The sequence below is a fragment of the Gordonia sp. L191 genome, assembly GCF_030077625.1.
Taxonomy (GTDB): domain Bacteria; phylum Actinomycetota; class Actinomycetes; order Mycobacteriales; family Mycobacteriaceae; genus Gordonia; species Gordonia polyisoprenivorans_A.
On record NZ_CP125996.1, the window covers coordinates 2,258,655 to 2,281,332 of the forward strand.

Genomic DNA, 22,678 nt, shown 5'->3' on the forward strand with positions numbered 1-22,678 from the left:
GTTAAGTCGATCCTGCCCGAAATGGGCGCTATATCTGTCTACCGATAGGCTCGGCGCGAGACGTCCGGTGTCCCCGGATCGTGGTGGTTCGACGCGTCGGCGGAAGGTGGCAGCGATGGCAAGGCTCGAGGAGAAGGTGCAGGACCTCTACGACGAGGTCGTCGCGCGAAATCCCGGCGAAGCCGAGTTCCATCAAGCGGTCCGCGAGGTGTTCGACAGCCTCGGACCAGTACTGGCCGCGCATCCCCACTACGCCGACGCCGGGATCATCGAGCGACTGTGCGAGCCCGAACGCCAGATAATCTTTCGCGTGCCGTGGGTCGACGACGCCGGGCGCGTGCGGATCAATCGCGGTTTCCGCGTCGAGTTCAACTCCGCTCTCGGACCGTTCAAGGGCGGGTTGCGATTCCACCCGAGCGTGTATCTCGGGGTGGTGAAGTTCCTCGGGTTCGAGCAGATCTTCAAGAACGCGCTGACAGGGCTGCCCATCGGCGGCGGCAAGGGTGGCGCCGACTTCGATCCGAAAGGACGGTCGGACGGAGAGGTGATGCGCTTCTGCCAGTCCTTCATGACCGAGCTGTATCGCCACATTGGTGAGTACACCGATGTCCCGGCCGGCGACATCGGGGTCGGCGGCCGCGAGATCGGTTATCTCTTCGGGCAATACAAGCGCATCACCAACCGATACGAATCCGGGGTGCTCACCGGCAAGGGACTGACGTGGGGCGGCTCGCAGGTTCGTCCCGAGGCCACCGGTTACGGAGTGGTGTTCTTCGTTAGGGAAATGCTCGCCGCGCGCGGAGAGGATCTCGAGGGCCGTCGGATCGTGGTGTCGGGATCGGGCAACGTCGCCCAATACGCGATCGAGAAGGTGCACCAACTCGGCGGACGTGTGGTGGCGTGCTCGGATTCCGGTGGTTACGTGGTGGACGAGACCGGCATCGATCTCGAACTCCTCCGCGAGGTCAAGAACGTGCGCCGGGCGCGGATTGCCGACTACGCTCGGACACGGGGCTTAACAGCACATTTCGTCCCCGGGCGTTCCATCTGGGAGGTGCCCACCGACATCGCGATTCCCTGCGCGACACAGAACGAACTCGACGCCACCGACGCGGAGTCCTTGATCGGCAACGGATGCCGGGTGGTCGCCGAAGGCGCCAACATGCCGGCCACCCCGGAGGCGATCAAAGCCCTCTCCAAGGCCGGTGTGATGTTTGCCCCCGGAAAGGCCGCCAACGCCGGTGGCGTGGCGACCAGTGCTCTGGAGATGCAGCAGAACGCGTCTCGGGACTCCTGGAGTTTCGAATACACCGAAAGCAGGTTGTCGGAGATCATGAGCGGCATCCACCAGACGTGTGTGCGGACAGCCGACGAATACGGGGTTCCGGGGGATTACGTCCTCGGCGCCAACATCGCCGGCTTCACCCACGTCGCCGATGCGATGCTGGCCCTCGGAGTGATCTGATGAGGATTCGGCGCTCGTGGGTCCGAGAACCTGTGCAGGTCCGGGGGCGTATCGGATGTGGTTTTCAGGGTGTTGGCGACCCGGCATCGCGGCGTAGGTCGTCGACGAGCAGCATCGCCGTTGCGCGAGCTCGGTTCTCGATGGCGGTGACGTCGAAGTGCGCGGCGGCGGATAGTGATTTCAGGCGTGTCGCGATGCTGCTGTGGTGCATGTGCATCTGCTCGGCGGTGTCTCTGAGCGTGCCGACCTGGAGGTAGACACGCAGTGTGTCCAACAGGTCCGCGCCGTTCTTGCTCTGGCGCACGTAGTCGCACCGCGCGACGTCCGGAATGGCCGACAGCGATTCCGGAGCGACGGTCAGCAACAGGTTCAGGGCGCCGAACTCGTCGGCGCAGAACACCATATTCGTTGTGCCGCCATGCTTTTGCGCCAGCCGGGCAGTGCCGACCCAGCGATGGAGCGTGGCGGCGTCGGATTCCAGCGATACCCCGCATGCGACGGTCCGCGCTGCGGGGTCGGCCGACAGAGCCGCCACGGTCTCGTCGAGGTCGGTGACGACCACGAGATGATCGCGGTCGGTGGCGACAGCGGTCAGCCGTCCGGGTGAGAGTTGCCGGGCGAGCCGTTGGGCCACGTGCGCGACACGGTCGGACGGACCGGTCGGATCGGCGAGGCTCACGACGCGGACACGAAGGGTCGGGTCGACGTCGAGGGCGCTGCACGCGTCGAGCGCGGCGGCCGCCCCGTCGGCGTTCAGCAGGGCGGCGGACTGCTCGAGGTCGGAGTGCGCGCGGTGTGGCCTGATGATCGCCGCCGCCGTCAGTGCCAGACGGTCGACGAGCATCTCGTCGAGCGCCACGGCGGTACCCGGACGTTCGATCCAGACCGTCCCGACGCAATGGTCGTCGAGGATGATGTCGCGGGAGGTGGTTGCCGCCGACGCCTCCAGCGGACGCCGCCATTCACCCCGCGGTGTGCATCGCCGGGTGACGAGTCCATTGGCCCTGATACCGACGACGCAATCGGCGAGCACCGCACTGGCGCGCAGGAGTTCGGTGATGTCGGCGCCGTGACGCAGGAGTGCGTCGAAGTAGTCGATGATCCGTACCATCCCCGCCGAGTCGGCGTCGAGCTCGGCGAGGCGGTACATCAGACCTTGCACACAACCACGCTACGAGACCGGTGAACTCACCCGCAAGGCTCGTGCCAGTGCGCCCATCAGTTCCGCGGTCTGACGGCGGCTGACCTCGGCGGCGTCGATGAGCGACGAGCCGTGGAATGTCCCGGGGAACGAATGCAATTCGACGCTGATTCCGGCGTGCAGTATCGCGACGGCGTAGGAGATGCCCTCGTCGCGCAGAGGATCGAGTTCCATCGTGGAAACGTAGGTGCGCGGCAGGCCCGACAGGTCGGTGGCGCGTGACGGCGCGGCGTAACTCGACACCGACGCATCGGACGGGCCCGTGTAGTCGGGACCGAGGTAGTACTGCCACGACAGAATCGCGTTCGGGCGATGCCACATCGGGGTGTCGGTGAACTCGGTCATCGAGGTCGTGGCCAGCCGATCGTCGAGTTCGGGGATGTCGAGCAGCTGAAACACCACCGGCACCTCGCCCCGATCGCGGGCCATCAGAACGGTGCCTGCCGCGAGTCCACCGCCGGCGCTCTGGCCTCCGACTGCGATCAGCGACGGGTCGACGCCCAGTTCCGCGGCGTGGGCGTGCACATGGGCGAGGGCCGCATAGCAGTCGTTGACGGGCCCGGGGAAGGGCGTCTCGGGGGCGAGGCGGTACTCGACATTGGCCACAGCGATGCCCAACTCGCGAGCGATCGCCACGCACAGTGGATCGCTGGACTCGGCCGTCCCCACGGCGAAACCGCCACCATGAATCCACACCAGTGTCGGCAGGGCTCCGGCGGCGCCGGCCGGAGTGAAGAACCGGATCGGCACCTCCGGGTCGCCGTCGAGGCCGGGTGCGGACAGCAGCTTCAACTCGACGCCGGTTCGGTCGAGACCGTCCAGCATGGTCTGCACCAGGGCGTTGAAGCCCGTTCGGGCGCCCTCGAGATCGTCGAAGCCCAGCTGGGGGAGCATGGTCACCGCTGCTGCGAGTTCCGGGTCCAGATTCTTGAGGTCGGCCATGACGTTACCTTTCCTTGCGGTCGATCGGTGACGCCAGTCTCGTCCGCGTTGTGGTGTGCGTCACCCGACAGGTGTCGGGAATTCGGACTCGCTCATCCGACGCGAGCGGTTTCGACTGACTCCTCGTCGAGAAAGCGTCGGATCAGGTCGACACACGCGCGCGTGAGCACGGCGTCCGGTTCTCCGGCCTCCACCGATCCGAGAAAGTCGCCGTGCGCTGCAGGCAGGATCAGCGCACGGCCGTGGGCCACTGCCGACGCCATCCACACGGTGTGCTCGGGGAGGACGACGTCGTGGTCGCCACTGACGAACAGAATCGGTGCGTCGAGTGCCGCGAGTTCGGTGTCGGCCCAGTCCCGGAACCCGCGCATCACCGCGACATCGAGATCGAACATTCGTTGGAGATCGGCGGGATCGGGATTGATCGCCTGATAGGCGTCGGCGAGTGAATCAGGCATCGAATCGGCAGTCGGGGCGTCGAAGTTGTCCCAGAATCCGGGGATCATTCCGTCGCGCCGCGCGAAACCCGACGCGATGACGCATCGCCGCGTCAGTGCCGGGTGTCGCTGGGCGAAGCGCAACACGGTCGGCCCACCGTTGCTGAATCCCAGGATGTCGACGCGCGGGATGTCGAGGTCACCGACGAGTGCCGCGATGTCGTCGGCGGAATTCTCGAAGGTGTAGGGGCGATCGGCATGCGGGGTGTGGCCATGACCCTGGAGCTCGACGCCGATGACGAGGCGGTCGGCGGCCAGTGCGGGCATCATGTACTCCCAGTTGGTCGCTATCGAGCCCGCGCCACCGTGGACCAGGACGAGCGGTGGCCGTGGCCCACCGGAGTCGCCGTGCTTCTCGAAATACAGTGCCAACGGCATCGCGGTCCTCCGGACGTTGTTGTGGATGTGATGCCGGTACTGACTCGGCCGAGCCGCGCAATTCATCGCCGCCCAGCTGACGATTGCTACGGTCGAAAGGTGTCCAGCACCCATCCGGGCCGCAGAAGGTGGAACCACAACATCCACTATCACCAGGTGATCCTCGACGCGATTCCCGCGGATGCCCGATCAGCACTCGACGTGGGGACCGGTGACGGGCTCCTGGCCGTCGACCTGTCCGCACGTCTCGATGACGTGTCGGCGATCGACGCCGATGCCTCAGTGCTGAATCGAGCACGAGGCGAAGCCGAGGGAGTCGAGTGGATGTGCGGCGACGTGATGAGTTACCCGTTCGAGCGGACCTTCGATGTGGTCGCGTCGGTCGCCACGCTGCACCATCTACCCGATCTCCGAGCGGGTCTGCATCGATTGGCGGAGCTCACTGCGCCCGGCGGCGTCGTTGCGGTCGTCGGTCTGGCTCACTCCTCGCGGCCCACCGACTACGCACTCCACCTGGTCGGCATACTCCAACATCGGTGGCTGTCGTGGCGTCGCGGCTATTGGGAGCACACCGCACCCATCGTGTTGCCCCCGCCGCACTCCTATTCCGAGGTACGTCGATGTGCGCGAGAACAGTTGCCGGGAGGGCGTTTTCGGAGACTGGCGATGTTCCGGTATGCACTGATCTGGGAGAAGCCGAGCGCCGGGTAGTGGGGTGGGCTGTCGACGTCGTAGCTCAGCGTGCCTCGGCGGGCCATCGCGGCGCTTCGATGGGGGCGGTCGTGGTTGCGGCGCCCAGTGCGTCGAGAGTGGTAACGGATTCTGGATTCAAGGTGATGTCGCGGACGGCAAGGTTGGCGTCGAGGTGTCTTATGTCGGATGTTCCGGGGATCAGCAGGGTGTTCGGCGAGTGGGCCAGTAGCCACGCCAGGCCGACCTGGGCGGGGGAGACATCGAGATCTCGGGCGATGTCGATGACGACGGAATTCTCGCCCACCTTCGGGATACCGGGGAGTGCAGAACCGAGTGGAAAGTGGGGAACCCATGCCATCTCGTGTTCGAGACACAGGTCGCTGCTGCGTCGGCCTTGACCTGTGGGCCGCCGATAGTCTCGGTGTCACGGCATCCGAACTGCACGTAGTGACCGGCGGTGGCACCGGAATGGGCCGCGACATCGCGCTACGACTCGCCGCACAAGGCCAGACTGTCGTCATTGTCGGGCGACGCGAGGAGCCGCTGCGCCAGACCGCCGCGGCAGCCCGCGGTCGGTGCATCGAGGTTGTGGTGGCAGACGTCTCCACGGTCGAGGGCGCCCGATCTCTCGTTGCCGCGATCGGCGACCGTGCCGTCACCGGGATGGTCGCTGCGGCGGGGGGGACAAGGGGATTCGGGTGACGACGCGAGTCCCGAGGCGGTGCGGGCGCGGTGGGTCGCTGCCCTGGACAAGAACCTCCTCTCCACTGTGTTGCCCGTCGAGTATCTGCTTCCGCGCGTCGTCGACGATCGGGGGCGCATCGTGTTGATCGCATCGACCTCGGCGCTTGACGGCCGCGGCGGGCCCTATGCCACGGCGAAGGCCGCTGTTGCCGGATACGGACGCGATCTTGCATTGCGAGCCGGAGCCCGGGGGATCACCGCCAACGTTGTTGTGCCGGGATTTGTCTCCGGCACTGGCTTTTTCGAGGTCGGTGGCTACGGGACTCCCAATAGTGCGATGCTCGAACAGGCAGCGGCCGGCACCCTCGTCGGTCGCGTTGGAACACCTCGGGACGTCACTCACATCGTCACCAAACTTCTCTCCGTCGACGCCGGATGGATCACCGGGCAGCTGATCTCACCCAATGGTGGGATGGTCTTGCATTGACCTCTGTCCATCGTTGCGTCGTTGAGGATGAGATTGGGCTTGTCGGCGAGAGGTGATCGAGCCCAGCGCAGGTAGGCTGCTCAGTAATGTCTGAACTCGGAGTGATCACGACTGTCGTCATCGATGTGCTTGGCACTCTTGTCGACGAGCCCGGGGGATTGACCACCGCGATCGCCGAGGCTGTGGGCGACAAACAGGATGCTACCGAGTTGCTGGCCGTGTGGCAGGAGCACATCGAGGAGCAGCAGCAACGAATTCTCCGCGGGCTCCGCGACTACGCCAACAGTGACCAACTCGATGCCGAGGCGGCCGGTCTGGTGATGGATCGCGCCGACATCACTGATCCAGCACGACGTAACCGTCTCGCCGCCGCGACGCGACGTCTTCGTCCGTGGGCAGATGCTCCTGCCGGAGTCGACCGACTGGCGCAGCACGTCACTGTGTTCGCGCTGTCGAATTCGAGCGTCGCGACGCTGGAAGAACTAGGTAGCCATGCCGAACTCCGTTGGCATCGAGCACTTTCGGCTGAAGAGGTACGTACGTACAAACTGTCGCCCGAGGTGTATCGCCTTGCGATCGAGAGCGCGGGCACACCCCCGGACCACATGTTGATGGTCGCCGCCCACGCATGGGATCTCCGCGCGGCCCAGGCGGCCGGCATGCGAGCCGCGTACGTTCACCGTCCCGTCGGGGATGCGCCGTCGGGCGCCGACAGGTTCGATGGATACTTCGATGGGCTGGACGAGCTCGCGACGGCGCTACGGGGTTAGCTGCTGCGGAGTTTGATGCTACAGAGATTGCCGTATCGGTGGCGATCGGCTCTTCATCTGGAGTTCACCGCTGCGACAAGGGCTCGTTCGCCCTGTAGACGATTCTGTCGATCTGTGATCCTGACGATCTCGAGGAGCCGTTATGACTTCGGAGAACCCGCATTTCGAGGATTCGGGTCCCCGGCTGCGCCGGCGTCTCGGTCTGTTCGACGCGGTGATCATCGGCTTGGGGTCGATGATCGGCGCGGGAGTGTTCGTCGTGATGGGGCCCGCCGCGGAGGCTGCGGGCTCGGGGCTGCTGATCGGTCTGGCGATCGCGGCAATCGTGGCGTACTGCAACGCGACGTCGTCGGCCCGCCTCGCCGCCCGGTATCCGTCGGCGGGCGGCACCTACGTCTATGGCCGACAACGTCTCGGACCCTTCTGGGGTTACCTGGCCGGCTGGTCCTTCGTCGTTGGGAAGAGCGCATCGTGCGTGGCGATCGCGTTGACCGTCGGCAGCTATCTCTGGCCGAGCCATATGCACGGCGTGGCCGTCGCAGCCGTGGTCGCGATCGCCGCGGTCAATTACCGCGGTATACAGAAATCAGCTCTTCTCACCAGGGTCGTCGTCGCGGTGGTACTCGCCGTGCTGGCCGCGGTGGTGGTCAGCGTGGCAACGTCGTCGTCGGCAGACCCGGCCCGCCTTGCCCTTGGTGGAGATGTCTCTGTCGGCGGGGTACTGCAAGCTGCCGGGCTGTTGTTCTTCGCGTTCGCCGGGTATGCCCGTATCGCCACCTTGGGGGAGGAGGTTCGAGACCCGGCACGCGTTATCCCGCTGGCCATTCCGATCGCACTCGGTATCAGTTTGATCGTTTATGCGGCGGTGGCAGTGGCCGCACTCGCGGCTCTCGGCCCAGCGTGGCTGGCGTTGGCGACGGCTCCGCTTGTCGACACCGTTCGGTCGGTCGGCGCGGACTGGCTGGTTTCGGTGGTGCGGTTCGGAGCAGCGATCGCAGCGCTCGGTTCGCTTGCTGCGCTTCTCCTGGGCGTCTCGCGCACCGTGCTGGCCATGGCACGTGACCGTCACCTGCCGAGTGCTTTGGCCGCAATTCATGACCGATTCGGTGTCCCGCATCGTGCCGAGGTGGCCGTGGCCGTCGTGGTTGCCGTCGTTGCGGGATTGGCGGATGTACGTGACGCGATAGGCTTTTCGTCGTTCGGTGTTCTGATCTACTACCTGATCGCGAATGCCGCGGCATGGACGCTCTCGCCGCAAGAGGGGCGTCCGCCGCGGGTGATCCCCATGGTGGGCGCAATTGGTGCGCTTGTGCTGGCGGTGTGTTTGCCTGTCGCGTCGGTGGTGTCCGGTGCGGCCGTCCTGATGAGCGGCACGATCGTCTACCTCGTCACCGCCCGGCGTCGAGCTTGAGTCTGAGTCGATCCGGCTGTGCCCCCCCCGTGCCCACCGGAGCCCGCCGATGCGGCAGGGCAATGATGAAGGTGTGAACGATATCGGCAATGCGGTGGTGCGGATCGGACCGGCGCTCGGGGTCGTGGTGGTTGTACTGGTGGTTGCCGCAGCACTGGTGAACCACCTCGGCGCTACCGGACACACGCGGCAGGTGGTGATCGCGGCCATTCGGGCCGCCGGACAGCTGGCTGCGCTCGCCGCTGTCCTCGCCGTTGTGATCGGCACGCTGTGGGCCTCGACGCTGTTCGTGGCAGTCATGGCGACGGTGGCCGCGGCGACGTCGGCCGGCCGGATCGTCGGTCGCCGTACGTCGATCCGGGCCGGCATCGGCAGCACGCTGTGGTGTTTGCTGCCGGTTGCGGTGCCGACGATCGTCGTGGTGGCTGGCATTGTCGCGCTCGAGGTGCTTCCGGCGACTGGTCTGGCGATCATCCCCACCGCCGGAATCATGTTCGGTGGTGCCATGAACACCACGTCGTTGGCCGGCCGTCGCGCTCACGACGAACTCACCACCCGGCGAGGCGAAGTCGATGCCGCCCTGTCATTGGGTTTCGTGCCGCGTGAGGCACGGATGGAGATCAGCCGCAGCGCCGCGGCGACCGCGCTGATCCCCGGCATCGACCAGACGCGCTCGGTCGGGTTGGTCACCATTCCGGGCGCGTTCGTCGGCATGGTCCTGGGCGGCGCGTCGGTCACCACCGCGGCGATCATGCAGTTGTTCGTGCTGATCTCGTTACTGGCCGTAAGCGCCGTCGCGGTTGTCGTCACCACCGAACTCGTCGCTCGCGGCATTCTCTGATCGGACTCACCCCGCAGGGCGTGATGTCTCCGAGGGCGACGATCTGGAGCCGGAGCGGATGATCCGTGCAGGTGTGGATCACGGCCGATTCGGGTACAGAAGCAAACATGACCGAGAAGAAGACCGATCCACATACCGAAGATGTCGGCACCGGACCAGAGGGCGCGAAATCCGACGTACAGTCCGATCCAGCAGAAGGCGAATCGGCTGGCGACTGGTCGGGCGAAGGCGGGGCAACCGAGGATGGTCCCGCAACGGACAACGATCCCGCCACCGACAACGACTGACTCGGGCCGCGATCGCAGACGGGATTCAGGTGTCTGAGTGCGATTTTGTCGGTTGGTAGTGAAAGCGGTAGTGCCGACATCAATCTGGGAGTCGGTCATTTGATTTGCTGGCTGATCTGGATGCAGCCTGACCGATGTCCCGGTAGTTGGGGTGGTGACAAGTAGTTGGGGCTTATGGGGTCTCACGGAGCCGGGTGTCGAGAGCGTTCATGAGTAGGGCGGCACGGTTTTGCCGTGTGGTGTGACCGACCGGGTACCGATTGAGGACTTCGATCAGAGTGGCGCTGCCTGGTGGCAGGCGTACTCGATCAGCTTTCGGCGGTTACAGGATCATCGCCGGCCTCGATCTCGGCGATGCGTGCAGCGTTGGCCACCGCCCGCAGGATGTGGGCCACTTGATGGCCCTTCGCAATGGGGAGCAGGTAGGCGGCAGCGGCTGCGTCGCCGGCGGCTTGCGCTGCCAGGCGGGCAGTCTCGGTGGGCGCATCTTTCGCGGCGCGGTGTGCGTCCACTGAGGTGACTCGTTGGAGTGTGGTTCGGCGTGCGCCGTAGACGAACTCCCAGGCAGCATCTATCGCTGGGCGAGGTCGAAGGTCATCAGGACATGTGCTTTCGAACAGCGGGAGAACGTCCTGGGCCGACTCGGCGGCGTAACGCGCGGCGAACCCATGTCTGTTGCAGACCTCTATGCCAACGTAGTCGGGAGTCGCCCGGATCACGGGTCTGCTGGCTGCCCTGCGTATTCGATCTGTGCGTATTCGGTTAGCTGTTCAACGCGGTCCATCGCTTCGAGGTCGACGACGTGATCGACGCGTGGAACAGGCAGCGTCGTCCACTTTGTTGCCGCCATTTCACGTCTGAGTTGTTTCCAACCGACGTGCGAAGACAGTACGAAGGGCGCCTTCGTCGCCGTCGACCTCGATAGCGTCGCGAACGTCGTCGATGCCGATGACGCCAGCGGCCAGGCCGAGAATGATCGTTGGGTCGGCGCGCAAGGTCGCGTCGAGAGTGTGTCCGTCGTGTCTGGCGATTGTCGGTCCATCGTTGGTGATACGAAGATCGAAAATCTGACCGTTGATGTCCAGACCGACGACCGGCGTCGCACTCTCTGCGATCGGCGCAGGGTTCAGTAGTGCGGGCACGGCGACCGCGAGCCAATCGGGAAGGAACGGATCGTCCCCCGGTCCGGATGTCATGAGCGGTGTAGACCAGCGTATGAGCTCGTCGATCGGACCACGCAGCTGGGCGCCCCATGGAGTCAGTGCGTAAACGATGAAGTTGCCCACCGGGGCGGGTCGGCGCTCGATCACGCCCGCGGCTTCGAGGTTACGTAAACGATCCGCGAGAAGATTTGGCGCGACCCCGGGAAGCCCATCCATGAGTTCTCGATTACGAGCCGGTCCCAGGAGTAATTGACGGACGATCAGTAGATTCCACCGGTCACCAACGACGTCCAGCGCCCGCGCCAACCCACAGTACTGCCGGTAACTCCGAGTCATGATTCTTCCTTGACTTTATGAGTCGTACTTGAGAATCTCAAGTGTACGCTAGTGATGGGGGAGACCGACCATGACCGCTGGAGAACGGCCCGTGTGGGTCGACGACAGGCTGTTTCCTTTTGACAGCCAGTTCGTCGAAGTCGATGGCAATGTAGTCCACTACGTGGACGAGGGGAGCGGGCCGACCCTGCTGATGCTCCACGGAAATCCAACCTGGTCGTTCTTGTGGCGCGATGTGATCCGAATTCTCCGAGACAACTTCCGATGTGTCGCCTTGGACTACCCGGGCTTTGGTCTATCCACGGCGAAACCTGGATACCGCTTTCGGCCCGAGGAGCATGCCGATGTCGTTGCCGCGTTCGCCGAAGCGCTGGGCATCGATACTGCCACGCTCGTCGCCCAGGACTGGGGTGGACCGATTGGACTGGGGGTCGAGCGGCGTCGTCCGGGAACGTTCGATCGGCTGGTTCTTGCCGACACCTGGGCGTGGCCGACGAATGGCGACCTCTACTTCGAAGCGTTCTCCCGCATTGCGGGCTCCCGTCCGCTGCGTGCCCTGGCACACCGCTTCGGCCTCGTTGTCGATCTCTTTGTTCCGGCCGGCCACCGGCGCCGCGCGCCCACCGAGGCCGAGATGGCGCACTATCGTCGGGCTCAAGACACTCCGGGGCGGCGGCGGGCGTCCGCAATTCTTCCTCACTGCATCACGGCGAGCCGCGAGTTTTTCACCGCGGTCGAGTCGACTCTCGGCGACGTCTCCGACCTGCCGACTCTCATTCTGTGGGGCGGTGCAGACCGGGTGTTCCGGGATGTCGAGAGAGTGCGACTGGAGGCGGCGCTTCCGCATCACCGGACGGTCATCGTCGACGGTGCTGGCCTCTACGTCGAGTCCGATGCCCCCGACGAGTTCGCTGCGGCGATCGTCGAGTGGTCGGCCGAACTTGGTCGAGTCGATCCATGTTGAGCGTCCGGCATTTCGCTCAGGCCGAGCGCCGCAGCTTTGCGGTCTTCTTGCGCGAGTTGAGCGATGACGACTGGCAGGCACCGTCGTTGTGCGCGGGGTGGACGGTGCACGACGTCGTCGCGCATTCGCTCAGTTTCGATGACCTAACTTGGCAAGAGTTGCTCGGTCGATTCGGTCGTGCCCGGCTCTGTCTGGCGGAGGTCAATGCCGCGGGTGTGGCGGACTACTCGAGCTGGGAGCCGGACCGGTTGATCGCGAGGATGGAGCGGTGTGTCGATCCGCGCGGCCTCACGACGGCATTCGGCTGTCGCATCGCGTTACTCGATGCGATGGTGCACCAGCAGGACATTCGACGGCCGCTCGGTCGGCCGCGCGTTATTCCTGAAGGACGGCTCATCCAGGCGGTGAGTTTCGCTCGATTCGCCCCGCCGATCGGCGCGCATCATCGTGTCGTCGGATTGCGGTTCACAGCTACCGATGTCCCATGGCGTCGTGGCGTGGGCGCGGAGGTCCGCGGCCACGCCGAGGCGATCATGATGGCGATTGCCGGTCGGGAATGTGTACTCGACGAACTCAATGGACCGGGAGTGTCAGTGCTGCGGCGTCGTGGTCTTGTGTACTGACCCCAGATATATAGCTCAAGAAGGCCAGGCCTCGTTCAGCTCCGAGCGTCGCGTGTCGGCGTCCGGCTCTGAATAGTGTTGCAGGGCAGCGCAGTATCTAGTCGTGTACTGGATACCGTCAATTTCGAACTGATCATATTCCCCAGCAGAGGGTTTCGAGGTCTGCAGTCGTGCGGTGGCGATTGATGGTGGGGGTTTGATCGGCCGCTGATTCGATGTGTGTCAATATTGATGTATGTCGAATCAGGAAGTGCTGGCTGTGGGTGTTGTTGCGGGCAGGTTGACCGCGAAGCAGGCTGCGCGGTTCGCTCCGGCGTTGAAGGCGCTGGCGGATCCGGTGCGCTTGCGGTTGTTGTCGGAGGTGGCGTCGCGGCCGGGTGGTGAGGCGTGCGTGTGCGATATCTCGGGGCCGATCCGATTGTCACAGCCGACTATCTCCCATCATTTGAAGGTGTTGCGGGAAGCCGGTCTGGTGACCAGTGAACGTCGGGGCACGTGGGTCTATTACCGGGTGAACAGCGTTGTGCTCGAACAATTGTCGGAACTGCTTGTGGGGCTGGCGGCGGTGGTCGGCGAGCCGAGTTCGTGTGAGGACCCCGAATGAGTAGGCAGGGTCCGGCGGTCGCAGGGAAATTGTCGCTGCTGGACCGGTTTCTGCCGGTGTGGATCGGCGCCGCAATGGTGGCCGGGCTGCTACTCGGGCGTGGCGTGTCGGGTTTGGGGGAGGCGCTGGCGAAGGTGGAAGTCGACGGTATCTCGCTACCGATCGCGGTCGGCTTGTTGGTGATGATGTATCCGGTGCTGGCGAAGGTGCGCTACGACAAACTCGACTCGGTCACAGGTGACCGGCGGCTGCTGATCGGGTCTCTGGTGTTGAACTGGGTTGTGGGACCGGCATTAATGTTCGCGCTGGCGTGGTTGCTGCTACCGGATCTGCCGGAGTATCGGACGGGCCTGATCATCGTCGGTCTGGCCCGGTGCATCGCGATGGTCATCATTTGGAACGAACTTGCGTGCGGGGATCGGGAAGCGGCCGCGGTTCTGGTGGCGTTGAACTCGGTGTTTCAGGTGCTCATGTTCGCCGTGCTCGGGTGGTTCTACCTGTCGGTGCTGCCCGGCTGGCTCGGTCTGGAGCAAACCGCCATCACCACGTCGGCGTGGCAGATCGCGAAATCGGTGCTGATCTTCCTGGGTCTTCCCCTCGTTGCGGGCTACCTGACCCGTCGGGTGAGTGAACGGGTCCGGGGGCGTGACTGGTACGAAACGGCGTTCTTGCCGCGACTGGGTCCGTGGGCGCTGTATGGTCTGCTGTTCACCATTGTCATCCTCTTCGCCCTGCAGGGTGGGCAGATCACCTCGCGGCCATGGGATGTCGTGCGGATCGCGGTGCCGCTGTTGGTCTACTTCGCGGTGATGTGGGGCGGTGGATTTGTCCTCGGCGCCGGCCTCGGGCTTGGCTACGAGCGGACGACGACGTTGGCGTTCACCGCGGCCGGAAACAACTTCGAACTCGCCATCGCCGTCGCGATCGCCACCTACGGTGCAACTTCGGGCCAGGCGCTGGCCGGGGTGATCGGCCCGTTGATCGAGGTGCCTGTCCTCGTCGCCCTGGTCTATGTGTCCTTGGCATTGCGCCGCCGATTTCCCTCCACCACAACCGCGTCGAGAGGGCCGATGCTCGATGCCTGATCCCACCACCGTGTTGTTCGTGTGCATGAGCAACCGCGGCAAATCAGTGATGGCCGAGTACCTCGCACCCACCCTCGCCGACCGGATCGTTGCCTCCGCGACGACATCTCCGACCGGATCCGCGACCTCGTGGACCGTCTGGACCGGTAGCGAACCGAGCAGTGCCGGTCAGCAGCAGGCGGCGCTCGATTCGGGGCTGCCGGTCGCGCTGCCGGCACAGCACACGGCACCAGCATCAGGATCGATAGTGTTGCGTTCCAACAGTTTCGGACTCGATCCGAAGGTCTCGGAGTCGGCGAGCACGGTGTAGACCTCCCACTGTTCGTTCGCCGGGCCGCTGACCCACACCTTGTCCTGGGTGGCGAAGCAACAGGTGGTGTTGATCTCCTCATGAGTGAACAGGCCCGCCTCGGAGAGTCGGACGATCTCGGCATGGACCTTGTCGCTGGATTCGACCTCGACGCCGAGATGATTGATGGTGCCTCCCTGGCCCGGATTCTCGATCAGCACCAGCTTCACGGGCGGCTCGACGACCGCGAAGTTCGCATATCCCGGCTTGCGTTTGGCCGGGGCGGTGTTGAACAGCTTCGAGTAGAACACGATTGCGGCATCGAGATCATCGACGTTGAGCGCGAGTTGAATGCGGGACATGACCAACCACCTTCACCTGTGAGACATATATCGAAATACTTGACGTGGGGCTAGGATGCCACCTTTTCGACATATGTCAAGGTCTCTGGGTAGGCTGGGGGTATGCCGAAGACGTTGCCGATGGTGGATATCAGTGCACCGATTTGTTGTGCCCCGGTGTCGTCGGGTCCGCTCGATGATGGTGACGCACTGGAGATTGCGTTGCGACTCAAGGCACTTGCTGATCCGGTGCGCATCAAGTTGGTGTCGATGTTGTTGACCGATGAGGCGGGTGAGGGTGTGTGTACCTGTGATCTCGCGACGGCGGTCGGGCTGACGGAGGCGACGACCAGTCATCATCTGGGGCAGCTACGCAAGGCGGGGATGGTGGTGGGGCAACGGCGGGGGATGAACGTGTATTACCGGGCTCGGCCGGAATCGTTGCAGGCGTTGTGCGCTGTTCTGGGGGCGAGCGCCGGCTGTTGTTGAGAACGAGGTCAGTTCACGGTCGCGGTCGTCGTGGTCAGTGACTGCTGCATGGGCTGTAATATCCCAGCCTTTACAGGTAACCCTGCATATTCAATTGCTGCATATTCATTATCGAGTTCCGCACCCTGGCCGTTTAATGGGTGTTACATGTAACTTGCGGGCATGGCAGTGAGGGACAGGGTGAGTAAGTACCGACGTTGGATGCGTGAGCGCGGATTGCGCCCGTAGCAGGTCTGGATTCCTGACATACGAACGCCAGAGTTTGCCGCGCAAGCCCACGAGCAATCGGTTCTCGTGGCAGAGGCCGATGCCGATGCCGATGAGCAGGATCTCGTCGAGGCTGTCGCCGCGCCGTGGGACGACGAGGTGTGATTCGCGGCGAAATCTGGACCGTTGCGGGTGGTGTGTATGCATCCAAGCCGTGGCCTGCCGTCATCGTCCAGGATGACCTTTTCGACTCGACTTTGTCGGTGGTGGTTGCGCCGATGACCAGCCGGCTCGTCGATGCGCCGGACAAACTGACCGCAGTGCGCCGACCGAATGTTCTGACGCGTGTCGGCCGTCTGACATCCGACCAACTCGTCGAAGTCGAGCGCTCGTTGATGGCGTTTCTGGGACTGGCGCGATGATTCGAGCGGTGGGAGTCGACGCCGACGACAGACGCCGCTGGCCGGCAATCGGCGGTGGGCTTTGAATAGTGTTGCGGAGTGGCGCAGTGTCTAGTGTTTTAGTTGACATAATGTATCTTATCGGCGAAAAACTAGGACGAGTTCAAATAGATGAGAGGACTCGTCCTAGCGAATCTTGAGTGAAACTGCTGGCCACGACCCGTGGCGAATTGCCGGGTCGCACCGGTCCAGTAGCTCAATCTGCAGATCAGCATCGTTAGATGCAAACAGATGAGAGATTCTCGCGCTACACTTGCGATCATGCAGAGTGTTCCAGGTCGGCTACCAGACTTCCTGTCGAAAGGTGTCGTCGGCCTGCTGCGGCCCGAGGACCGCGTGTTCGAGGCGATGCTGGATGGCTGGCGAGCGCAGATGCTGGCCCGTGGCCTCGGTGTGCCATTCATCCAGTCGTCGTGCAGCCTGGTATCTCGCTTCCAGGAACACTCCAACGAGTACCCGTGGACGTGGCAGCCCGTCCACGTCGATGAGTTCCTGGCAGACCGGCGAACCGGCCCCAAAGCCGTCTCCGTGTCGACGCTGCGCGCGAACGCGGGCACGATCAGGGCCTTCTGCTATTACGTCACTGACGAAAGGTACGGGTGGGCTGCCCTCTGTAGCAAAGCATTTGAGGATGTTCCCGCCCAAGTCGTGTTCGAGTGGAACACCCCGCGCCACAAGACCGATGACGCCATTCCGGCCGGCCGGCGTAGCTTCACTCAGACCGAGTTGCAAACATTCTTCGATGCCTGCGACGACCTTGTCGACCGGGAGTTCGGCAAGGGTTCGAAGCGCTGGCTTCCGCTGATGCGAGACTCCACTGCGTTCAAGGTGTGCTACGCCTACGGACTGCGGCGTCGGGAGCTCGCGATGCTCGACTACCACGACTTCGGCCCGAACCCACACGTCGACAAGTACGGCAACTATGGCGCTGTCCAGGTCCGCTATGCCAAAGGCATGTCGGGATCAGGGCCTCGCCGACGCACAGTCCTCACTGTGCCTCAATTCGACTGGGTGGTCTACCTTCTCGAGCACTGGCTCTCGGCACAAGGACGCGAACAATTCGCCACAGCCGACCGCTCGGCATCGATGTGGCCGTCCGAACGCGCCGGCGCCACGGGCATTCGCAACTTCAATCGCACGTTTACTACGGTCCGCGAGCTGGCTGGGCTGCCGGCAGAGTTGAAGATGCATTGCCTCCGCCACTCGTACGTTACCCATCTCCTTGAAGCCGGATACGATCCGATGTTCGTCCAGCAGCAAGTCGGTCATGCGTACTCATCTACCACTGCTCTCTACACCTCGGTCTCGGCAGACTTCAAACAAAAAACCATCCAGCGGATGATCCAGCAACGAATCGTCACACGTGACGAAAGACATGTAGGGAAGGACACGTGAGCGAGCAACGCCGGGTCGGCTACCACTGGAATCTGCGCCAACGGATGGCCGATCACAACCTTTGGAAGACAACGGAACTCATCCCGTTGCTGAAGTCCCGCGGTATCAACCTGTCGAATGCTCAGGTCCACCGACTGGTGACCGGCACTCCCGAACGGATCCCTGCCCGTACGTTCGCTGCGTTGTGCGACATCCTTGAATGCACACCCAACGATCTGTTCGAGCCGTACGTCGAGATGCGCGCTGCAGCCACGGCCGACGCACCAGCCAACCCGGCCGATCTCGGCATCGGCGAGAAGCGCTCCGTTGCCCGCCGAATCCGAGTTGTCCGCGGTGATGATGGCGATGGCAAGACCACGTAAACCCGAGGACCCACAACGATGGGAAGTCCCGTGCGACCGATGCGGTGAGCACCGGGAATGTGTCGTCACCTGGCAGGGCCTCGGGGTGTGCGGTTACTGCTACCAAGCAGCGAAACGTACCCGGGGCGTGTGCGCGTGCGGTCACGATGGAGTGTTGCCAGGAATCATCGACGGAAAGCCGGCGTGCCGCAGTTGCACAGGGATCAAACTCAACGTCGACTGCGTTGAGTGCGGCGCCGAAGATGAACTATACGCCCACGGCCGCTGCTGGCGATGCGTCCTGGGATCGACCGTCGACCGACTGTTGACGAATCCAGAGACTGGCATCATCAATGATGAACTGAAACCCTTTGCAACTGCACTGAAGTCGATGAAACGAGCCAACAGCGGCCTGACCTGGATTAATCAAGAACACGTCATGGCGTTCCTCACTGAATTGGCCCGCATGCCGCTCGTTTCCCACGATGTCGTCGACCAACTCCCCCGATCGCGCACCCGAGAATACGTCCGGGAACTCCTGGTCACCCACCAGATCCTGCCGGCTAGAGATGGACTGCTGCACCGTTACATCGACTGGTCAAACGACGCCCTCAACCGACTGAATTCAGCGGAGCATCGCGATATCGCCAACCGCTACATCCGCTGGCACCACCTACGGCAGATGCATTCCATGGAGTCGGTGTCGCACGGGACATTCTTGCGATCTAAGCAAACCGTCACCGTCACAATCGAATTCCTCAACTGGCTCACCGACCGGGACGTCTCGATCGGCGACCTATCCCAAGCAGATCTGGACGCGTGGCAGGCCGAAGGTCCGAGCACACGAGAGTTCGCCATTCGATTTCTTGCGTGGGCGATCAAGACCAAGCTGGTCGCAGCGGACCTCGCAATGACACCTCATCGACGTGGCACCAGCGCGAAAATGAGTGTTGAGGACCAGCGAGACGTCGTCGACGGCCTCACGTCAAATCAACCGTCGCTCAATCCTCGAGATCGAGCCGCGGCGATCCTCGTGCTCGTCTTCGGCCAGCAGATCGATCGCGTCGTCAAACTCACTTGGAACGACGTGATTGTCTCCGACGAACTCGTCACCGTCACACTCGGTGGCATCGCCATCGCGCTGCCGGCGCCCCTCGATGAACCATTCCGGTACCTTGCTGGGGAACGTGACCTCGCGAACACCGCCGCCCACCCTGCCACGAACTGGGTATTCCGCGGCTATCTTCCCGGCCAGCATATCGACCCGAGCCACCTACGGAACCGGTTGAGGTCGACGTTCAGTACCCGGGCGGCCCGGTTGGGCACCTTGCATGAACTCACCAAGCTCGCACCCGTAGCGATACTCGCGGACACGCTCGGCTACTCCCCTGCCACCATCGAGCGACACGCAGTCGCGTCGGCCGCCACATACGCCCAATACGTGGCTAACCTATGAAGCTGGGACAAAGCGCGCGGGGTCGTGCCCCATGCTTGGCTGGTTTCTGGAGTATTAAACTGCCGAAATGAAGGAAGTTGACATGGCGGACAATGTGGAAAGTGCAGCGCAGCCGTCGAGCCTGCCGCAGCTTCATCGCTTGATTGTCAGTTCGAGCGGCGCGTTGTTCGCGAACGGGCACTACGACGAAGCTGTGTTTAAGGCGTACAGAGCTGTCGAGGATCGCGTAAAGCGGCTGAGCGGAAAGTCGGAAATCGGCAAGCGGCTGATGACCTACGTCTTTAATGAGAACGCGCCGACACTCGATGTCATATCGCCGAATGCCGATGAGGACCAAGGGGCCGATGAGCGCGAAGGCTTCAAGTTTCTATTCATGGGGAGCGCGCAAGGCTTGCGGAATCCGCGAGGTCATGGCGGTGACCTCGATACTCCCGAAGATGAAGCAGTAGAGATGCTTGCTCTCGCAAGCCTATTGATGCGAGCGCTGGATCGAGCAGAGGAGCAGCAGCTTCGGCAGCCACCCGAACCTGACACAGCTGGTGAGTGGGATGGCGACACGGATGTTGAAGACGACGAAACAGGAATCCTAGATCTGATTGCGATCGCAGAAGATGCCATGCCGAAGCTGAGCGCGACAATCGAAGAGATGGCGGTGTGTCTGACGAAGATTGGAACGATTGCAACCGAATACACGCCAACGATGAATGAGGCATCGCAGTCAACAAGCATGGCTGCGAGATTAGCGGTTGTGAACTCGCTTGCGACCGAGCTCAGCTCACCGACTGGGAGGTTTCGGGAATTGGCGGCTGACTACGTTGGCCAAATGGTCGATCTCAATGGCGGAATTGACGCACTCATTCACATGAAGCCTTTCGCGGAAATGTCTATGGAAGATCAGGCCGAGTACCTTGTACTCGCAGAGTCGGTTCGAAACTTGCGCGACGGCAGCATCGCGGGCGTGGGCGGCGCGGCGACGCTGAGCCAGCAGCTTCGGGACGTGGCCAAACTGAGCAGGTCCTTGAAGAAGCCATCTGCTGACCTTAGGGACGGGGTTCAGCAGATGAAGAGTGTCCAGCACTACTACGACGAGTGGGTCGAGGGATTCAGAGCAGCAGGCATCTGAAGAGTCTGGGTCGAGCTGGATCACCCACATGGAAGGAAACACCTACCCGTTTCACCCGGTGCGGGCGTCAGATCAGACATAGCAGTGCCCATCGGAGAGGCCCGTGATTGCGTTCGTCTTGGCGAAGCTATGTTCTGCCCTCTCCCGTTACCAGTTTATGCGTTACCGTCGCGATGAGGGGACAGAGCGAAGCGGTCTCCTCACCAAGTGAATGACGGTGGGTGGGTCACGGGAGCTCGCGCGTCTGAACTCGCCCAGGTTGCTCGTCACCATCGAACCGCAGCATCTGCGCGCGGTCCTCGCCCGTGGGAACAGCGACGAGCTGCGTCGCTGTTAGTTCGGTGACTCGACCTTGAAGGATAGCCATGCGCTTGCCGACCTCTAGGCGCCCCGAGTCCAGCGATATCTCAAGCGCCTGCACGACACGGAACATGGCTTCGTCACCGACCTGGAAAGGGAAGTCTTGGTCTGGTTCCAGGTCCACCCTGATCTCTGGCCAGGTGAAGGAAATCGCCTCTCCCGAAAGAAGCTTCGCTACATCTATCATCTCAAGTGCCTGGTCCCCGGTGTAGCTCGATGGGAAGAGGATACGTTTTGTGGTGTGCTGCTGGATGGTCACCAATGCGCGCGCAACCTTCGCCAGGCGAACCACACTGATGTCGCGTTCTCTTCCGGATGCCGATGTAGACATGGCTGAGAACTGACGCGGGCCGTATGCGGTAGATACCCCCAAAGTGTTTGGGTCGTGCAGATTTGCGATGAACTCGAGACTGTCAACGATGTCGGCAGGCCGGCGCCCGGCAGGGTCTGTGGTCATTCGCATATTGACCGTCAAGTTGGGGTACTCGCTAGCGAGAATTTCGAGACGCACGAATTCAGACGGGTCCTCCCAGACTGTTCGCGTTCCCCCAGCGGGTCCTCGTGTGTGCTCAACCAGTCGCACTTCTAGTTCCGCAAGCGTGCTCTCATCAGGTGAAAGCACGGCGACGACCAATTCGGTTTCCGTGTGTTCCTCACGTGCAGTTTCCGAGGGCGATATGGACAGCTCCACGTTGTCGTCGCTATCGATGACTCCCAATCCACCCGGGAGTGAGAGGCGGACGTTCACTGTGCCTCTCGGGAGCGAAACCGGTGTGCCGAACTCGTGGTAGCGGCGGTACTCCGTATCGAGGTCGCTGCCTTCGTCAATCTTTACGCTGTACTCACCCGTGATCGGGCGTTCCTCGAGGGCCGCCAAACTCCGAGCAAAGATGCTAATCAATAACCAGCCGTCCGGTGACCCGTACGACGCTAGAGCAACGATGCCCGCCCGGTTGGCTTCGTATCTATCGGGCGGTGACTCGGTCATGGACAGCTCGTATCGGTAGTGCGGATCGTAGGCATTGATTGCCTTATAGATCGTCATCAGGTCCGAACGAACGTCCATCGGTTGCAAAGCCTCACCGGGAGTACGGTCCGCTCGTCGAGCGATCACGCCTGCGAGCAAATCTGTCTGATGCTGCAACCTGTCTTTGCCGTCACGGAGATAGTAGTCGATGACCATAGGATTCTGGGCCGCGAACAGATCAAGGCGGTTCAGGCCAACCCAACGGCACGGGAAATCGACATCGGCCGTCATCTCGTCAAACCATGCCTCATTCGCCGGGGTGGGATCGAGTGGCAGCACAAGGGACCACGACGAGATCTCCCACTGCTCGGCCTCAGCAGTCTTCAGCAATTCCTCGAACGACGCCCTGATCTTCCGCTTCTGCGAGTTGGTCAAGTTCGAGGCGAATTTTTTGACTTGGTACACGTCGCGTAGCACGCGATCGTCCGACAGTGGAACGAAGACATCCACGCCGCCGTCGCCTCGGCCCGGCCGAAGCCGCCACGCATTCGGGTACTCAGTGCATAACAGCATGGCGACGACTGCTTCAACGTCTTCGCCACTCTGTCGGGTCCACTCGACTCGCGCCATCACTACATCTTCCCAGGCCGCCCGAGCCTGGCACTGCTGCGACGCGTACGGACGCGTGAGTTTCAAGGACAACTGCCCCGTAGTCGCGTGCCAGTCGGATCGCCCCGGCTGCCTAACCGTTCTACGACTGGCGGACAACTCGTCCTACCTCAACACGACTCGTTACCAGTTTAGGTTGGCGTGCAATG

General features: G+C 62.9%; 27 protein-coding genes and 1 pseudogene. 20 read left to right on the forward strand and 8 right to left on the reverse strand.

The genetic code is table 11. From position 1 onward, the window contains the following. Positions 1–115 precede the first annotated feature (115 nt). Positions 116–1,465 carry an NADP-specific glutamate dehydrogenase gene (gdhA, locus tag QNM97_RS10160; RefSeq protein ID WP_283822612.1) on the forward strand — a complete coding sequence of 450 codons (1,350 nt, stop codon included), beginning with the start codon at positions 116–118 and terminating at the stop codon, positions 1,463–1,465. Between the two features lie 64 nt (positions 1,466–1,529). Here gdhA and QNM97_RS10165 read toward each other — a convergent pair whose 3' ends face one another. The 3 genes from QNM97_RS10165 to QNM97_RS10175 all read right to left on the reverse strand — a co-directional run bounded on the left by QNM97_RS10165 (position 1,530) and on the right by QNM97_RS10175 (position 4,483). After that, positions 1,530–2,627, reverse strand: a complete 1,098-nt coding sequence (locus QNM97_RS10165; protein ID WP_283822613.1) for a helix-turn-helix domain-containing protein — start codon at positions 2,625–2,627, stop codon at positions 1,530–1,532. Between the two features lie 9 nt (positions 2,628–2,636). After that, positions 2,637–3,608 (reverse strand): alpha/beta hydrolase, encoded by a 972-nt coding sequence (locus tag QNM97_RS10170; RefSeq protein WP_283822614.1) that lies wholly within the window; start codon positions 3,606–3,608, stop codon positions 2,637–2,639. A gap of 92 nt (positions 3,609–3,700) precedes the next feature. Further along, the gene (locus QNM97_RS10175; RefSeq protein ID WP_283822615.1) at positions 3,701–4,483 is read right to left on the reverse strand and encodes an alpha/beta fold hydrolase; all 783 of its coding nucleotides are present in this window, start codon (positions 4,481–4,483) and stop codon (positions 3,701–3,703) included. Between the two features lie 99 nt (positions 4,484–4,582). On the opposite strand from QNM97_RS10175, the gene QNM97_RS10180 reads away from it, so the two are divergent. After that, the gene (locus QNM97_RS10180; RefSeq protein ID WP_283822616.1) at positions 4,583–5,194 is read left to right on the forward strand and encodes a class I SAM-dependent methyltransferase; all 612 of its coding nucleotides are present in this window, start codon (positions 4,583–4,585) and stop codon (positions 5,192–5,194) included. A 25-nt stretch (positions 5,195–5,219) separates the two neighbouring features. On the opposite strand, the gene QNM97_RS10185 is transcribed toward QNM97_RS10180, so the two are convergent. Continuing rightward, positions 5,220–5,480, reverse strand: coding sequence for an aldo/keto reductase (locus QNM97_RS10185; RefSeq protein WP_283822617.1), 261 nt, complete (start codon positions 5,478–5,480; stop codon positions 5,220–5,222). Between the two features lie 164 nt (positions 5,481–5,644). Between QNM97_RS10185 and QNM97_RS10190 the strand changes: the two genes are divergently transcribed. The 6 genes from QNM97_RS10190 (at position 5,645) to QNM97_RS10215 (ending at position 9,656) form a co-directional block, all read left to right on the forward strand. After that, positions 5,645–5,878, forward strand: coding sequence for an SDR family NAD(P)-dependent oxidoreductase (locus tag QNM97_RS10190; RefSeq protein WP_283822618.1), 234 nt, complete (start codon positions 5,645–5,647; stop codon positions 5,876–5,878). 19 nt (positions 5,879–5,897) lie between these two features. Further along, on the forward strand, positions 5,898–6,347 hold the full coding sequence (locus QNM97_RS10195) for an SDR family NAD(P)-dependent oxidoreductase (RefSeq protein ID WP_283822619.1): 450 nt from the start codon (positions 5,898–5,900) through the stop codon (positions 6,345–6,347). An 86-nt stretch (positions 6,348–6,433) separates the two neighbouring features. Further along, the gene (locus QNM97_RS10200) at positions 6,434–7,117 is read left to right on the forward strand and encodes a haloacid dehalogenase type II (RefSeq protein WP_283822620.1); all 684 of its coding nucleotides are present in this window, start codon (positions 6,434–6,436) and stop codon (positions 7,115–7,117) included. Between the two features lie 142 nt (positions 7,118–7,259). Beyond that, complete coding sequence (locus tag QNM97_RS10205) at positions 7,260–8,528, forward strand: APC family permease (RefSeq protein WP_283822621.1); 1,269 nt, start codon at positions 7,260–7,262, stop codon at positions 8,526–8,528. A gap of 49 nt (positions 8,529–8,577) precedes the next feature. After that, positions 8,578–9,369: an ABC transporter permease gene (locus QNM97_RS10210; protein WP_283822622.1), complete on the forward strand. Its 792-nt coding sequence runs from the start codon at positions 8,578–8,580 to the stop codon at positions 9,367–9,369. A 107-nt stretch (positions 9,370–9,476) separates the two neighbouring features. Beyond that, positions 9,477–9,656 (forward strand): hypothetical protein, encoded by a 180-nt coding sequence (locus QNM97_RS10215; RefSeq protein WP_283822623.1) that lies wholly within the window; start codon positions 9,477–9,479, stop codon positions 9,654–9,656. Positions 9,657–9,964: 308 nt separating this feature from the next. Here the strand turns inward: QNM97_RS10215 and QNM97_RS10220 are convergent, their stop codons facing one another. After that, positions 9,965–10,375 (reverse strand): putative immunity protein, encoded by a 411-nt coding sequence (locus tag QNM97_RS10220; protein WP_502875017.1) that lies wholly within the window; start codon positions 10,373–10,375, stop codon positions 9,965–9,967. 132 nt (positions 10,376–10,507) lie between these two features. Then, positions 10,508–11,155, reverse strand: a complete 648-nt coding sequence (locus QNM97_RS10225; RefSeq protein ID WP_283822624.1) for a winged helix-turn-helix transcriptional regulator — start codon at positions 11,153–11,155, stop codon at positions 10,508–10,510. A gap of 70 nt (positions 11,156–11,225) precedes the next feature. Between QNM97_RS10225 and QNM97_RS10230 the strand changes: the two genes are divergently transcribed. From QNM97_RS10230 to QNM97_RS10250, 5 genes and pseudogenes are all read left to right on the forward strand, one after another. Beyond that, positions 11,226–12,119: an alpha/beta fold hydrolase gene (locus QNM97_RS10230; protein WP_283822625.1), complete on the forward strand. Its 894-nt coding sequence runs from the start codon at positions 11,226–11,228 to the stop codon at positions 12,117–12,119. Beyond that, positions 12,113–12,742, forward strand: coding sequence for a maleylpyruvate isomerase family mycothiol-dependent enzyme (locus tag QNM97_RS10235; protein WP_283822626.1), 630 nt, complete (start codon positions 12,113–12,115; stop codon positions 12,740–12,742). Before QNM97_RS10230 ends, QNM97_RS10235 begins: the two co-directional genes overlap by 7 nt. A 235-nt stretch (positions 12,743–12,977) precedes the next feature. Then, positions 12,978–13,346 carry an ArsR/SmtB family transcription factor gene (locus tag QNM97_RS10240; protein ID WP_283822627.1) on the forward strand — a complete coding sequence of 123 codons (369 nt, stop codon included), beginning with the start codon at positions 12,978–12,980 and terminating at the stop codon, positions 13,344–13,346. Next, entirely contained in the window at positions 13,343–14,431 is a 1,089-nt protein-coding gene (gene arsB, locus QNM97_RS10245; protein ID WP_283822628.1) for an ACR3 family arsenite efflux transporter, read from the forward strand. The genes QNM97_RS10240 and arsB overlap by 4 nt, the downstream gene beginning before the upstream one ends. Next, a pseudogene (locus QNM97_RS10250) lies at positions 14,424–14,531 on the forward strand (arsenate-mycothiol transferase ArsC); the annotation flags it as partial. The gene arsB and the pseudogene QNM97_RS10250, both read left to right, overlap by 8 nt. Positions 14,532–14,599: 68 nt before the next feature. Here QNM97_RS10250 and QNM97_RS10255 read toward each other — a convergent pair. Further along, positions 14,600–15,082: an ArsI/CadI family heavy metal resistance metalloenzyme gene (locus QNM97_RS10255; RefSeq protein WP_283822629.1), complete on the reverse strand. Its 483-nt coding sequence runs from the start codon at positions 15,080–15,082 to the stop codon at positions 14,600–14,602. A gap of 102 nt (positions 15,083–15,184) precedes the next feature. Between QNM97_RS10255 and QNM97_RS10260 the strand changes: the two genes are divergently transcribed. The 7 genes from QNM97_RS10260 (at position 15,185) to QNM97_RS10290 (ending at position 20,533) form a co-directional block, all read left to right on the forward strand. After that, positions 15,185–15,550: an Rv2640c family ArsR-like transcriptional regulator gene (locus QNM97_RS10260; RefSeq protein ID WP_283822630.1), complete on the forward strand. Its 366-nt coding sequence runs from the start codon at positions 15,185–15,187 to the stop codon at positions 15,548–15,550. A 246-nt stretch (positions 15,551–15,796) separates the two neighbouring features. Continuing rightward, positions 15,797–15,922, forward strand: a complete 126-nt coding sequence (locus QNM97_RS10265) for an antitoxin MazE-like protein (protein ID WP_283823159.1) — start codon at positions 15,797–15,799, stop codon at positions 15,920–15,922. Further along, a complete protein-coding gene (locus tag QNM97_RS10270; protein ID WP_283822631.1) occupies positions 15,919–16,179 on the forward strand; it encodes a type II toxin-antitoxin system PemK/MazF family toxin in 261 nt (86 codons plus the stop codon). Before QNM97_RS10265 ends, QNM97_RS10270 begins: the two co-directional genes overlap by 4 nt. 300 nt (positions 16,180–16,479) lie before the next feature. After that, entirely contained in the window at positions 16,480–17,613 is a 1,134-nt protein-coding gene (locus tag QNM97_RS10275) for a tyrosine-type recombinase/integrase (protein WP_283822632.1), read from the forward strand. Further along, entirely contained in the window at positions 17,610–17,975 is a 366-nt protein-coding gene (locus QNM97_RS10280; RefSeq protein ID WP_276114668.1) for a helix-turn-helix domain-containing protein, read from the forward strand. The genes QNM97_RS10275 and QNM97_RS10280 overlap by 4 nt, the downstream gene beginning before the upstream one ends. Positions 17,976–18,126: 151 nt before the next feature. Next, positions 18,127–19,410, forward strand: coding sequence for a site-specific integrase (locus tag QNM97_RS10285; RefSeq protein ID WP_349632353.1), 1,284 nt, complete (start codon positions 18,127–18,129; stop codon positions 19,408–19,410). 67 nt (positions 19,411–19,477) lie between these two features. Next, the gene (locus tag QNM97_RS10290) at positions 19,478–20,533 is read left to right on the forward strand and encodes a TIGR02391 family protein (RefSeq protein ID WP_283822634.1); all 1,056 of its coding nucleotides are present in this window, start codon (positions 19,478–19,480) and stop codon (positions 20,531–20,533) included. 226 nt (positions 20,534–20,759) lie between these two features. On the opposite strand, the gene QNM97_RS10295 is transcribed toward QNM97_RS10290, so the two are convergent. Next, complete coding sequence (locus tag QNM97_RS10295) at positions 20,760–22,490, reverse strand: hypothetical protein (protein ID WP_276114665.1); 1,731 nt, start codon at positions 22,488–22,490, stop codon at positions 20,760–20,762. Positions 22,491–22,678: the final 188 nt, after the last annotated feature.